Annotated in this window: 15 protein-coding genes; 9 read left to right on the top strand and 6 right to left on the bottom strand. The window is 66.7% G+C overall.

What is annotated here, in order from left to right; all coding sequences use genetic code 11:
* Positions 1-35 precede the first annotated feature (35 nt).
* The 3 genes from AC1RMY_RS17695 to AC1RMY_RS17685 form a co-directional block, all read right to left on the bottom strand.
* Positions 36-1,313 carry an O-acetylhomoserine aminocarboxypropyltransferase gene (locus tag AC1RMY_RS17695; RefSeq protein WP_492866703.1) on the bottom strand — a complete coding sequence of 426 codons (1,278 nt, stop codon included), beginning with the start codon at positions 1,311-1,313 and terminating at the stop codon, positions 36-38.
* A gap of 72 nt (positions 1,314-1,385) precedes the next feature.
* Entirely contained in the window at positions 1,386-2,618 is a 1,233-nt protein-coding gene (locus AC1RMY_RS17690; protein WP_492866702.1) for an FAD-dependent oxidoreductase, read from the bottom strand.
* A gap of 181 nt (positions 2,619-2,799) precedes the next feature.
* Positions 2,800-3,330, bottom strand: coding sequence for a CoA-binding protein (locus AC1RMY_RS17685; RefSeq protein WP_492866700.1), 531 nt, complete (start codon positions 3,328-3,330; stop codon positions 2,800-2,802).
* A gap of 149 nt (positions 3,331-3,479) precedes the next feature.
* Here AC1RMY_RS17685 and AC1RMY_RS17680 point away from each other — a divergent pair, with 149 nt between their 5' ends.
* Positions 3,480-3,923, top strand: coding sequence for a hypothetical protein (locus AC1RMY_RS17680; protein ID WP_492866699.1), 444 nt, complete (start codon positions 3,480-3,482; stop codon positions 3,921-3,923).
* Positions 3,924-3,976: 53 nt separating this feature from the next.
* Here AC1RMY_RS17680 and AC1RMY_RS17675 read toward each other — a convergent pair whose 3' ends face one another.
* Entirely contained in the window at positions 3,977-4,792 is an 816-nt protein-coding gene (locus AC1RMY_RS17675) for an enoyl-CoA hydratase (RefSeq protein WP_492866697.1), read from the bottom strand.
* A 121-nt stretch (positions 4,793-4,913) separates the two neighbouring features.
* Here AC1RMY_RS17675 and AC1RMY_RS17670 point away from each other — a divergent pair, with 121 nt between their 5' ends.
* Positions 4,914-5,342, top strand: coding sequence for a PaaI family thioesterase (locus AC1RMY_RS17670; protein ID WP_492866695.1), 429 nt, complete (start codon positions 4,914-4,916; stop codon positions 5,340-5,342).
* 13 nt (positions 5,343-5,355) lie between these two features.
* Complete coding sequence (locus tag AC1RMY_RS17665) at positions 5,356-6,108, top strand: sulfite exporter TauE/SafE family protein (RefSeq protein ID WP_492866694.1); 753 nt, start codon at positions 5,356-5,358, stop codon at positions 6,106-6,108.
* A gap of 6 nt (positions 6,109-6,114) precedes the next feature.
* Here the strand turns inward: AC1RMY_RS17665 and AC1RMY_RS17660 are convergent, their stop codons facing one another.
* Positions 6,115-6,894: a substrate-binding domain-containing protein gene (locus AC1RMY_RS17660; RefSeq protein ID WP_492866692.1), complete on the bottom strand. Its 780-nt coding sequence runs from the start codon at positions 6,892-6,894 to the stop codon at positions 6,115-6,117.
* A 227-nt stretch (positions 6,895-7,121) separates the two neighbouring features.
* On the opposite strand from AC1RMY_RS17660, the gene rplM reads away from it, so the two are divergent.
* The 6 genes from rplM to argC all read left to right on the top strand — a co-directional run bounded on the left by rplM (position 7,122) and on the right by argC (position 11,632).
* Positions 7,122-7,583, top strand: coding sequence for a 50S ribosomal protein L13 (gene rplM / locus AC1RMY_RS17655; protein WP_056802598.1), 462 nt, complete (start codon positions 7,122-7,124; stop codon positions 7,581-7,583).
* A gap of 2 nt (positions 7,584-7,585) precedes the next feature.
* Positions 7,586-8,065 (top strand): 30S ribosomal protein S9, encoded by a 480-nt coding sequence (gene rpsI, locus AC1RMY_RS17650; protein ID WP_327528067.1) that lies wholly within the window; start codon positions 7,586-7,588, stop codon positions 8,063-8,065.
* Between the two features lie 97 nt (positions 8,066-8,162).
* A complete protein-coding gene (locus AC1RMY_RS17645) occupies positions 8,163-8,915 on the top strand; it encodes an SDR family oxidoreductase (RefSeq protein WP_492866690.1) in 753 nt (250 codons plus the stop codon).
* A 129-nt stretch (positions 8,916-9,044) separates the two neighbouring features.
* The gene (locus AC1RMY_RS17640; RefSeq protein ID WP_492866688.1) at positions 9,045-9,326 is read left to right on the top strand and encodes a hypothetical protein; all 282 of its coding nucleotides are present in this window, start codon (positions 9,045-9,047) and stop codon (positions 9,324-9,326) included.
* A 17-nt stretch (positions 9,327-9,343) separates the two neighbouring features.
* Positions 9,344-10,300 (top strand): agmatinase, encoded by a 957-nt coding sequence (speB, locus tag AC1RMY_RS17635; protein WP_492866686.1) that lies wholly within the window; start codon positions 9,344-9,346, stop codon positions 10,298-10,300.
* A gap of 396 nt (positions 10,301-10,696) precedes the next feature.
* Positions 10,697-11,632 (top strand): N-acetyl-gamma-glutamyl-phosphate reductase, encoded by a 936-nt coding sequence (argC, locus tag AC1RMY_RS17630; RefSeq protein ID WP_492866684.1) that lies wholly within the window; start codon positions 10,697-10,699, stop codon positions 11,630-11,632.
* A gap of 157 nt (positions 11,633-11,789) precedes the next feature.
* Here the strand turns inward: argC and AC1RMY_RS17625 are convergent, their stop codons facing one another.
* Complete coding sequence (locus AC1RMY_RS17625; protein WP_492866683.1) at positions 11,790-12,638, bottom strand: fumarylacetoacetate hydrolase family protein; 849 nt, start codon at positions 12,636-12,638, stop codon at positions 11,790-11,792.
* Positions 12,639-12,922 lie beyond the last annotated feature (284 nt).

Here is a 12,922-nt window from a genome sequence, read left to right as displayed (position 1 = left end):
GCCACAAGGGCGACCAAGACGAACGACAGATCCGTTCAGCCCAGGGCCTGATCGAGATCGTCGATCAGGTCCTGCACGTCCTCCAGCCCGATCGACAGGCGGATGACCTGCGGACCGGCGCCCGACGCCGTCTTCTGCTCGTCGCTGAGCTGGCGATGGGTGGTCGAGGCAGGGTGGATCACCAGCGAGCGCGTGTCGCCGATATTGGCGAGATGCGAGAACAGCTTGAGGTCGGTGACGAGCTTGACGCCGGCGTCGTAGCCGCCCTTCAGCCCGAAGGTGAAGACCGCGCCGGAGCCCTTGGGCGAATAGCGCTTGGCGAGTTCGTGATACTTGTCGCCGATCAGGCCGGGATAGCTGACCCATTCGACCGCCGGGTGCTTCGACAGATGCGACGCGACCCAGAGCGCGCTGTCGCAATGGCGCTGCATGCGCAGCGGCAGCGTCTCGATTCCCGTCAGGATCATGAAGGCATTGAAGGGCGAGAGCGCCGGGCCCATGTCGCGCAGGCCGAGCACGCGGGTCGCGATGGCGAAGGCGAAATTGCCGAAGGTCTCGCCCAGCACCATGCCGTTATATTCCGGCCGCGGCTTGGACAGCATCGGATAGCGCTCGTCGCCGACCCAGTTGAACGAGCCGCCATCGACGATGATGCCGCCGATCGAATTGCCGTGCCCGCCGAGGAACTTGGTCAGCGAATGCACGACGATGTCGGCGCCATGCTCGAAGGGGCGGATCAGATAGGGCGTCGCCATCGTGTTGTCGACGATGAGCGGGATGTTGTGCTTTTTCGCGATCTTCGAGATGCCGGCGATGTCGACGATCACGCCGCCGGGATTGGCGATCGACTCGATGAAGATCGCCTTGGTCTTCGGCGTCACCGCGGCCGCGAAAGCCTCCAGATCGTCGGAATCGGCCCAGATCACGTTCCAGCCGAAGTTCTTGTAGGAGTGGTTGAACTGGTTGATCGAGCCGCCATAGAGCTTGCGCGCTGCGACGAACTCATCGCCCGGCTGCATCAGCGCGTGGAAGCAGAGGAACTCGGCCGCATGGCCCGAGGCCACGGCGAGCGCGGCCGTGCCGCCTTCCAACGCCGCGACGCGCTCTTCCAGCACCGCATTGGTCGGATTGCCGATGCGGGTGTAGATGTTGCCGAAGGCCTGCAGCCCGAACAGCGAGGCGGCATGGTCGACATCGTCGAAGACGAAGCTCGTGGTCTGGTAGATCGGGGTGGCGCGTGCGCCGGTCGCGGCATCGGGCGCTGCGCCCGCATGGATGGCGAGCGTATGGAAACCCGGTGCGCGGTCGGTCATGGCGTACTCCCTGCGATCTTCTGAATTCGAGACATTGCGTTCGTTTTAACGAACGCTCCGGAGGGCGTCAATTCAGGGGCGGGGTGCGAGGTCGGGTCCGATATGCTCCGGCCGAACGCCCATTCCAACGAGCCTTGCCGGAAGACGACGCAGCAGGGGGACCCAGTCGAACAATCGCACCAGAAGGGGCGGGCCGAGCGGTGCATCCTTGTCGGAGCGGGCCAGCAACGGCGAGATGATGCGGTTCTGCGCGATCACCTGAATACGCTGCGTCGCCTTGGTCGGGAACTCCCGGCGCTCCTGAACGGCCGCGAGATCGCTGTCGCGCAGACGCTTCTCGCGCAGGGGCGTGGCGAGCAGATTGGCCGACGCGACCGCATCCTGGATGGCGAGATTGACCCCGACTCCGCCGATCGGCGACATCGCGTGAGCGGCGTCGCCGATGCAGAGAAGTCCGGGCCGCCACCATTTTTCGAGCCGGTCGACGGCGACGGTCAGGAGCTTGATCTCGTCCCAGTCCCGGATCGCCTCCATGCGATCGGCCAGCCAGGGGGCCATCCTGACGATGCTTTCGCGAAAGGAGGGCAGCCCCGCCGCCTGCAGGGCTTCGAACCGGCCCTTCGGGATGACGAAGGCGCTCTGCCAGTAATCGCCTCGGTCGAGCGTCACCAAGAGCCGTCCGTTCGCGACCTGCCCGCCGGTCTGGCTGGGGTCGCCCGCCTCCTTCGGCAGCCTGAACCAGAGCACGTCCATCGGCGCGCCGATATCGATGCCTTTCAGGCCGGAAGCGGCGCGGATGTCGGAGCGGCGGCCATCGGCGGCGACGACGAGGTCGGCCCGGATCGAGAAGGGGCCTGCCTCGTCATGGCCGGTGAGGCCGGCGACCTTGCCGGCCTGTTCGATCAGTCCTTCGGCCTTGGTGCTCATCATCAGGGTGAAGCGCGGCTGCTCGCGCCCGCGATCGGCCAAGAAGTCGAGGAAATCCCATTGCGGCATCATCGCGACGAAGGGAGCGGCGACGGGCAGATGCGAGAAATCGGCGAACCGGATCGTCTCGTTCCCGAACCGCATGGCGATGTTCGACACGGCCGCGTGCGGCAGCTTCAGGAAGTCCTCGAGCAGCCCGAGCTCATGCATCACCTGCAGGGTCGAGGGGTGGATCGTGTCGCCGCGGAAGTCGCGCAGGAAGTCGGCATGCTTTTCCAGCACGATCACATCGACGCCGGCGCGCGCGAGCAGGAAGCCGAGCATCATGCCGGCGGGGCCGCCGCCGGCGATGCAGCAGGTGGTGGTGAGTTCGCGCATGGCCGCTACCCCCGCTTTGGTCTACCGCATCTCGCCGAACCTCCGCCGTCATCCCGGGCAAGCGTAGCGCAGACCCGGGAGCCATCGTAGGTCGCGACGGAGCCCTATGATGGATCCCGGATCGGCGCGGCTGCGCCGTTTGTCCGGGATGACACAGAGGTTCCGAGCAAGGCCACCAAACTCACGTCCCCGGCCGGTTGATCGAAAGCTTCTGGAAGCCCTTGCCGGCCAAGGCCGGCTTCTTCGACGACAAGATCCGCGAATTGATGCCCTGCCAGCCGATCTCGCCGGAGAGCCGTCCATATTCGATCTTCGGGCAGCGGTTCATGATGACGGTCACGCCCTTCGCCTCGGCCTTCGCCGCCGCCTCGTCATTGCGCACCGAGAGCTGCATCCAGATGACCCTGGGCAGTGGATCGAGCGCCAGCGCCTCGTCGGTGATCGGGCCTGCCGCCTCCGAATTGCGGAAGATCTCGACCATGTCGATCGTACCCGGGACGTCCCTGAGCGAGCCGTAGACCGTCTTGCCGAGCAGGGTCTGGCCGGCGAGGCCCGGATTGACCGGGATCACGTCGTAGTCGCGGTCGAGCAGGTACTTGGTCACGATCCAGCTCGGACGGGCCTCGCTGGCGGAGGCGCCGACGAGCGCGATGCGCTTCGTCTCGCGCAGGATGCGACGGATCAGCGCATCATCGTAAGAGTCGTGGCTCAACGCGATTCATCCAGGAAAATCATAATGATATCAAAGCACTCGTTCTGTGCGTGAAGCGACCCGATCATAGCATCGCCATGCTTTTGTGCTTGCCTGTCGCCACGGGGATGGGCCCCGGCGTGCCACCTGCTTAGAAAGGAGTGCCTGCCATGTGCGACTATAGCCTGCATCATGTGATGTCCACTCCCGCCAAGGTCGGCGACGAGCTGGTTTCGACCGGCTTTGCGCAGTCGAGCACCCGCGGCTTCTGCGCCGCCGGGCAGCCCGATGTTGCCGTCTGCGTCCTGCCGGGCACCGAACTGGCCTTCCACGCCGACATCGAATGCGACCGCGGCCTCGGCCTGCTGCCGAACCGCAGGATCGCGGCGAGGGTCGCGCGGTTCCGCCAGGTCGAACTCGACAAGCCCTGCGTTCATCACGATGCCCTCGAACTTCCGGATGGGAAGATCGTGATGGTGACGAGCCTGGTCGAGGGGCAGCGGGTCACGGTGCTGCAACTGCCTGCCGTTCCGCAGCCGGAAGGCGAGGCGAAGGCCCTGCCGCGTGAAGAGGCGAGGCTGGAGGAGGTTGCACCGGAGATCGTGAGGGTCTGACCGCGTTCGACTGACCCGCGCCGGCGCCCAAGCCGGCGCGGTGCCTTTGCAAGTCAGGGTTGCTCCCAAACGGGCGCGCGCTTTTCGACGAAGGCCCCGATGCCTTCCTCGGCATCGCGCGCCAGCATGTTCTCGACCATGACGGCGCTGGCGTGGTCATAGGCGGCGGCGAGGCCCATTTCGCGCTGCTCGTAGAAGGCGCGCTTGCCGACCCGGATCGTCGCCGGCGATTTCGAGGCGATCACGGCGGCGAGCCGCTGAGCCTCGGCGAGCGCATCGCCTGCCGGCACGACGCGATTGACCAGGCCCATTCGGGCCGCTTCCCCGGCCGGCACCATCTCGCCGAGCAGCAGCATCTCCATCGCATGCTTGGCGGAAAGATTGCGGGTCAGCGCCACCATCGGCGTCGAGCAGAACAGCCCGATATGGACGCCCGGCGTGCAGAAGCGGGCCGCTTCGCCCGCGACTGCGAGATCGCAGCTCGCGACGAGCTGGCAGCCGGCCGCGGTCGCCGTGCCCTCGACAGCGGCGATGACCGGCTGGGGCAGGGCGGTGATCTGCTGCATGACCGCCGAGCAGCGCCCGAGGATCTCCACGAAATAGGCGCGGCCTCGGTCCGGATCGGCGCGGTGCGCGCTCATCTCCTTGAGATCGTGGCCGGCGCAGAAGACCGGCCCTTCGGCCGCCAGCACGACCGCCTTGACGGTCCGGTCCACGGCGATGGCGGTGAAGGCCTCACTGAGCGCCGCCAGCATCGCCTCGCTCAGCGGATTGCGCGATTGCGGCCGGTCGAGCGTCAGCGTGGCGATGCCCGCTGCATCCTCGCGCCGCAGGGCGGGCGCGGCGTCAAGCCTGTGATGGACGTTCATGGCGGAGACCTTTGGCGTTTCCCTTGGAACTTCTCTTTGGCATTTTGACGTATTGTCGGGCGCGCTCCCGCATGCTGCAAGGGGCATCTCCTCAATCCAGCCTGCGCCGGATGCCTCCGACATGACCAGCCGCATGACCGCCTCGCAGCTCGAGGCCTATCTCGACGAGGTCTTTCCGCAGCTCCACATCGGCGGGCGCACCTATTTCGTCGAGGAGGTCGGGCCGATGAGCGCCCGCATGCGCTGCGACTATCACGAGAAGCATCTGCGCCCGGGCGGCACGATCTCCGGCCCGACCATGATGGCGCTCGCCGATCTCGCGCTTTACGCGGCGATCCTCGCCCAGATCGGCCCGGTCGCGCTGGCCGTGACCACGAGCCTGAACTTCAACTTCCTGCGCAAGCCCGGAAAGGCCGCGTTGATAGGCGAGGCGAAGCTGCTCAAGCTCGGCAAGCGGCTCGCGGTGGGCGAGGTCGCGCTCTACTCGCACGGGGAGAGCGAGATGGTCTGCCACGCGACGGGGACCTATTCCATCCCCGCCGAGCGCTAGCCGGAAGCGCCGCATGGCCGCCGACGTGACGCTGTTGCAATATGTGCTGGTCGGCGCGGCCTCGCTGCTCGCCTCGGTCGTCGGCGGCGTCGCCGGCTACGGCACGGGGCTCCTGCTGCCGCCGGTGCTGATCCCGCTCATCGGCGCGGAAGCGGTCGTGCCGGTGATCGGCCTGTCCGCGCTCGTCACCAACGGCAGCCGGCTCGTCGCCTTTCGCGAGCATCTCGACTGGCGCCGGGCCGGCATCGTCTCGCTCTTCGCATTGCCGTTCTCGGCGCTGGGCGCCTATTGCTACACCCTGCTGTCGGGGCCGGGCGCCATGCTGCTGATCGGCACGGTCCTGATCGTGCTGGTGCCGGCTCGGCGGCTGCTGGCGCGCCGGCACGGCCATCTCAGGGACCGGGGACTTGCGCTCGCCAGCGGTGGCTACGGCCTGCTCGTCGGCGGCACCTCCGGCTCGGGCGTCTTCCTGATCTCGATGCTGCTAGCGGCCGGGCTTTCCGGCATGGCGGTGATCGCGACCGATGCGGCGATCTCGCTGCCGGTCGGCATCGTCAAGTCGGCGGTATTCCTCTGGCAGGGCGCGCTGCCCCTGCCAGCCTGGATCATGGCCGGCGTGATCGGCCTCGCGGCTGTTCCCGGTGCCTTCATCGCCCGGCTGCTGACCGGCGGCCTGTCGCTCGCCGCCCATGCCTGGGTTCTCGACGGCGTCGTCGTCCTCGGCGGCGCTCTGATCGTCGTCCAGGCCCTGCGCAGCCTGGCCTGACGCCGGTCATTTCGACGGGATCGGCTCCAGCCCGGTCTTCTTGATTACTGGCGCGGCCTCGGGCGCCCCCAGGCAGGCGATCAGTTTCTTTGCGGCCTCTGGCTCCTTCGTGCCGGCGGCGAGCCCGGCCGAGAACACCGTGACGCGCTGCACCTCCTCGGGCAGGGTGCCGACGAAATCCAGGCCCTCGATCGTGACCAGCTCGCTGACCTGCTGGAAGCCGAGCTCGGCCTCGCCGCGCGCCACCACCGTGCCGACGCGCTCGCTGAAGATCTTCTTCGCCTTGGCCATCACGGCGCCGCTCGGGTCGAGCTTGGGAAACAGCTCCTCGGAGAGATAGGTCCCGCTGGCGCTGGCGGAGTAGGCGATCGACTTCGCCGCCATCAGCGTCTTCTTGAGCGCCTCGACCGTCGAGATGTCGGGCTTCGGCGTGCCAGCCTTGACCGACAGGCCGATGGCCGAGCGCACGAGGTCGACACGGCTGCCCGGCACGCCCTTGCCCTCGGCCACCAGCTTGTCGAAGGCCTCGGCGGCGAGGATGACGATGTCGGCCGGCTCGCCGCGGGCGAGGCGGTTGGGAATCGCGTCGGGGGCGGCGCCCATCGAGGCGCCATAGGCGCTGACGACCTTCTGGCCGATCTTGATCTCGCAGCCGGCGACGAGCTCCTTGTAGGCTGCGGTGAAGCCGCCCGAACTCATGACATGGACGTCGGCGCGCACCGGCAAACTGGCCAACAGCATGGCCGCGAGCACGGGCAAGGCGAGGTGGTAGCGTTTCTGGTTCATGGCGTGTCCTCCTGCCGCATGCTGCCGAGGCCGGGACTGGCGTGCAAGTTCATTATGCGGTATCGGGATACCTCTTTTGCCATCAGCCTCAAATAATTGCGTTTTTCGCTACAGGCGCGCAGGAACGATGCTTGACAGGGGTGGGCTTGCCGCCTATCCACCGCTCCACATCGCCGCCGGCCTCCGGCGGCTTGTCGTTTTTCTCAAGCCACCGAAGGGGTGCCGCGATGAAGACCATCTCGCTCAAGCCCGCCGATGTCGAAAAGAAATGGGTTGTGATCGACGCCTCCGGGCTCGTCGTCGGCCGTCTCGCCTCCGTGGTGGCGATGCGTCTGCGCGGCAAGCACAAGGCGGCCTACACCCCCCATGTCGACTGCGGCGACAACATCATCGTCATCAATGCCGACAAGGTCGTGCTGACCGGCCGCAAGCGCGACCAGAAGGTCTACTATCATCACACCGGCTATGCCGGCGGCATCAAGGAGCGTTCGGCCAAGTTCATTCTCGAGGGTCGCTTCCCTGAGCGCATCGTCGAGAAGGCCGTCGAGCGCATGCTGCCCCGCGGCCCGCTGTTCCGCCAGATCCTCGGCAACCTGCGCGTCTACAAGGGCGCCGAGCACCCCCACGCAGCCCAGTCGCCGGAGGCGCTCGACGTCGCCGCGCTCAACAGCAAGAATGCGAGGGTCTGATCATGGCTGAAGTTCTCCAGTCTCTCGCCGATCTCGGCGGGGTCAAGACCGCGCAGGCTGAGGCCGCTCCGGTCCACGTCAAGAAGGTCGATGCCCAGGGCCGCGCCTATGCCACCGGCAAGCGCAAGAACGCCATCGCCCGCGTCTGGATCAAGCCCGGCACCGGCAAGATCACGGTCAACACTCGTGACCAGGAGGTCTATTTCGCGCGCCCCGTGCTGCGCATGGTCCTCCAGCAGCCGCTGATCCTGGTCGATCGCCTGACCCAGTACGACGTCGTCGTCTCGGTCAAGGGCGGTGGCCTCTCCGGCCAGGCCGGCGCGGTGCGCCACGGCATCTCCAAGGCGCTGACCTTCTATGAGCCGGAGCTGCGCAGCCCGCTCAAGAAGGAAGGCTTCCTGACCCGCGACTCGCGCGTCGTCGAGCGCAAGAAGTTCGGCAAGGCCAAGGCCCGCCGCAGCTTCCAGTTCTCGAAGCGCTGATCGTTTTCCGACGATCCGGTATCTGGAAAGGGCGGCTCGCAAGAGCCGCCCTTTTCGTATGGGATGGCTTCAATCAGAATCGAGAGGAAGCCAGCCCATGTCCCGACCCGTTCTCCTCGTCACCGGCGGCAGCCGGGGCATCGGCGCCGCTATCTGCGTCATGGCGGCTGAGCGCGGCTACGACGTCGCCGTCAACTACCAGTCCAATGCCGAGGCGGCGGAAAAGGTCGTCGAAGCCTGCAAGGCCGCCGGCGCGAAGGCTTTGGCGCTCAAGGGCGACATGGCCGATGATGCCGACATCGCCCGCGTCTTCGCCGAAGCGCAGGCTGCGCTCGGCCCCCTGACCCATGTCGTCAACAATGCCGGTATCACCGGCCCGGCGAGCAAGCTGGCCGATGCCGATCCGCAGACCATCCGCACCTGCATCGACGTCAACGTCACCGGCGCGATCCTGGTCGCGCGCGAGGCCGCCCGCGCCCTGCTCGCCAATGGCGCGGCGAAGGGCAGGGCGATCGTCAACATCTCCTCGATCGCTGCCGGCCTCGGCTCGCCCGACGAGTTCGTCTGGTATGCCGCCTCGAAGGGCGCGATCGATTCCCTGACGCTCGGCATGGCGAAGGAACTGGCTCCGGCAGGGATCAGGGTCAATGCCGTCGCGCCCGGCATGACCGAGACCGACATCCACGCCCTATCCTCGGGCGAGCCTGGCCGCGTCGCCCGCATCGCGCCGTCGATCCCGCTCCGGCGCGCGGCCCAGGCCGACGAGATCGCCGAGATGGTACTCTTCGCCCTGTCGGACGCGGCGTCCTATGTCGTCGGCTCGATCCTGCGGGTCGGAGGGGGGCGGTAACGGCCGTCATTGCGAGCGTAGCGAAGCAATGCAGAACCGCTCGCTCGACGTCTCCCTGGATTGCTTCGCTGCGCTCGCAATGACGCGCGGGGTTTTCTCAGAGGGGCAGCTGCGATACGGCTCGACTTCATGCGCGTCCTCCTGATCCTGATCGCCTTCGGCATGATCGCTGTGCCGGCCCTGATGGCGCTGGCGCGGCAGGACCTGCCGCGCGGCCACCGCATCTTCAACGCGCTGGTGATCTTCCTGGCGCCGGCCTTCGCGCTCGGGCTGATCCATGGCGTGCCGGAACTCGACGGCCGCGCACTTCAGCATCCGGTCGCCTGGACGACGCTGCGGCTGGTGCTCTCGGCCCTCGCCCTGATCCTGCCCTGGTGCCTCTATGTCTGGCTCGCCAATTCCCGCCGCTGACATGCCGGATGACTGACGTGACCGAGCCCGCCGACACGCCGCCGATCGACCATGCCTTCACTGGCGACAGACGCGGGCCGGCGCTCGACCCGACCTATGCCGGCGCGCTCTCCTTCATGCGCCGCCGCTACTCCAAGGACGTCTCAGGCTGCGATCTGGTGATCTGGGGCGTGCCCTTCGATCTTGCCGTCTCCAACCGCCCGGGCACGCGCTTCGGGCCGCAGGCGCTGCGCCGGGCCAGCGCGATCTTTGACGGCGATGCGCAGTACCCCTCCCGCATCGACCCGTTCGAGCATCTCACCGCTGTCGACTACGGCGATTGTCTACTGCCGCGCGGCGATCTGCAGGGCTGCGCCCGCGCGATCGAGCACGAGGCTGCCGGCATCATCGCCGCTGGCGCGCATCTCGTGACGCTCGGCGGCGACCACTTCGTCACGCTCCCGCTGCTGCGCGCCCATGTGGCCCGCCACGGCAAGCTCGCGCTCGTCCAGTTCGACGCGCATCAGGACACCTGGGATGACGGCGTCGGTGCGATCAGCCACGGTTCCTTCGTGCTGGAGGCGGTGCGCGAGGGGCTGATCGATGTCGAGCGCTCGATCCAGATCGGCCTGCGCACGGTCGCTCCGCGCGATTGCGGCATCGAAGTGCTCGACGCCTACGCCGCCCATGAACTCGGGATCGCCGGAACGATCGTGCGGATCAGGCAGCGCGTCGGGGAGGGGCCGGCCTATCTGACTTTCGACATCGACGCGATCGACCCGGCCTTCGCGCCGGGCACGGGCACGCCGGTCGCCGGCGGCTTCACCTCGGACGAGGCGCTGCGCCTGGTCTGGGGCATCCGCGATCTCGACTTCCGCGGCATGGACGTGGTCGAGGTCTCGCCACCCTATGACCATGCGGACGCGACGGCCATCGCCGGCTCGGCATTGGTGCAGCACTATATCCAGGCGCTGGCGCTGAAGCTGCGCGGTTGAATCCGAGTGTGAGCAGGCGGAATCGGTTTGGCAGGGATCGGTCGCAAGCGATTCATGGGATTGGGTTATGTGCGTCATGCTCGGGCTTGTCCCGAGCATCTCATGCCGGAAAAGCTCCAGCCGCATCTCGTTCCTGAGATTCTCGGGTCTGCACTTCGCTTCGCCCGAGAATGACGCGGCCGATTGACAGCGCGCCCTCCCTCCCTCATATCGACCTCATGACCACGAACCTGTCCCGACGTCGCCCTGTCACGGCCGCCCCTGCGCGACCGCGATGACGCTCGGCTTGCAGTCCGAACGCCCGCGACCGCGCCCCGAGCGCGGTTTTTTTATGCCTGAAGCCAACCAACTATCTTGCAGGCCGACAGGTCGCTTTCTCACCCATCGGGGGTCCAGATGAGCCAGAATTTGAAATCGATCTTCATCGACGGCGAGGCCGGCACCACGGGCCTCGGCATTCGCGACCGGCTGGCGGCGGTGCCCGAGGTCGTCGTCAGGAGCATCGACCCCGACAAGCGCAAGGATCCTGCCGCCCGCAAGGACATGATGGCTGCGGTCGATCTCGTCGTGCTCTGCCTGCCCGACGATGCGGCCAAGGAATCCGTCGCGCTCGCCGACGAACTCGGCGGCGATGCGCCCAAGATCGTCGATGCTGCGACCGCCCACCGTGTCGCGCCGGGCTGGGTCTATGGCTTCGCCGAGCTTGAGCACGGCCATGCCGCCAAGATCGCCAATGCCAACCGGGTCTCCAACCCCGGCTGCTATCCGACCGGCGCGATCGCGCTGCTGCGGCCGCTGGTCGATGCCGGTCTGCTGGCGCAGGACCATCCCGTCACCATCAATGCGGTCTCCGGCTATTCCGGCGGCGGCAAGAGCATGATCGAGGCTTATGAGGCGGGCACGGCGCCGGCCTTCGAGCTCTACGGGCTCGGCCTGAAGCACAAGCATCTGCCCGAGCTGCAGGAATATGCGCGGCTGACGCGGCGGCCGATCTTCGTGCCGTCGGTCGGCAATTTCCGGCAGGGCATGCTGGTCTCGGTGCCTGTTCATCTCGACCTGCTGCCCGGCAAGCCGAAGGCGGCCGATCTGGAAGACGCCCTCGCCGAGCACTATGCCGGCTCGACCTATGTCAGCGTCGTGCCGGCGGCCCAGGCCGGCGGCAAGCTCGAGCCGGAAGCGCTGAACGACACGAACAAGCTGGAACTGCGCGTATTCGGCGACGACGGTCTCAAGCAGGCCGTGCTCGTGGCCAAGCTCGACAATCTCGGCAAGGGCGCCTCTGGCGCCGCCGTCCAGAACATCCGGCTGATGCTGGGCCTGCCGGAGAAGTGAGGCGCGCATCCTTCTCCCCCGGGGAGAAGGATGCGCGGCGAAGCCGCGACGGATGAGGGCAGAGCCTCTCCGGAAGCAAGAAAGGGCCGCTTGCGCGACCCTTCCCTCATCCGTCTGCTGCGCAGACACCTTCTCCCCCGAGGGGAGAAGGAAAACCTCAGCCCTGATAGGTCTTGAAGTTCTGCTGTTGCTCGCCGAGGCCCTCGATGCCGAGCTTCACGACCTCACCGCCCTTCAGGAAGCGCGGCGGCTTGAAGCCGAGGCCGACGCCGGGAGGCGTGCCGGTGGTGATGACGTCGCCCGGATCCAGCCGCATGAACTGGCTGATGTAGTGGACGAGATAGGCGGCGCCGAAGATCATCGTCTTGGTCGAGCCGTTCTGGACGCGCTCGCCATCGACTTCGAGCCACATGCCGAGGTTCTGGACGTCCTTGACCTCGTCCGTCGTCACCAGCCAGGGACCGAGCGGGCCGAAGGTCGGGCAGCCCTTGCCCTTGGCCCACTGGCCGCCGCGTTCGGTCTGGAACTCACGCTCCGAAACGTCGTTGCAGATGCAGAAGCCGGCGATCGCCGCCATGGCCTTGTCCTCGGGGATGTAGGAGCCGCCATCGCCGATGACGATCGCGAGCTCGACTTCCCAGTCCGTCTTCTTCGAACCCTTGGGAATGATGACGTCGTCATTCGGGCCGACGATGCAGTTCGGCGCCTTGTTGAAGAGGATCGGCTCCTTGGGGATCTCGGCCCCGGTCTCGGCGGCGTGATCGGCGAAGTTCAGGCCGACCGCGATGAAGTTGTGGACATCGCCGACACAGGCGCCGATGCGCGGCGAGCCGGAGACGGCCGGGAGTGATTCGGGGTCGATTGCCTTGATTTTCGCCAGCGAGGCCGAGGTCAGCGCCTTGCCAGCGAGATCCGGGATCGTGCCGGAGAGGTCTCGCACGACACCCTTCGCATCGAGAAGGGCAGGCTTTTCCTGGCCCGGAACACCGTAACGTAGTAGTTTCACGTGGTTTCCCCCGTTTCAAACGATCTAATTGGGCCGTGATCCTGACCGGATGGCGCAGCCAAAGACAAGCCCGTTCGCGCACATGGCGCGACTGCCCGCGGCAGCCGGCCCGATTGTTGCGTGAATGCAACGCCGTTTGCGAAAGCGGCGTGCTTGTTGATTGAGCGTTAATGGCGCGTTGCGAGCCAAATCGGCCAAAAGCCGAGATAGTTCTTATATAAACGATATGTTTCGAGGGGGCTTCGAGCCGGCAACGCAAAAAATCGACGATTTCGGCCGGTTTT

It is taken from the genome of Allobosea sp. GW822-FHT03F07 (assembly GCF_058801345.1).
The sequence above is the reverse complement of the archived record's forward strand: the minus strand, read 5'-3'. Positions and strand labels throughout refer to the sequence as shown.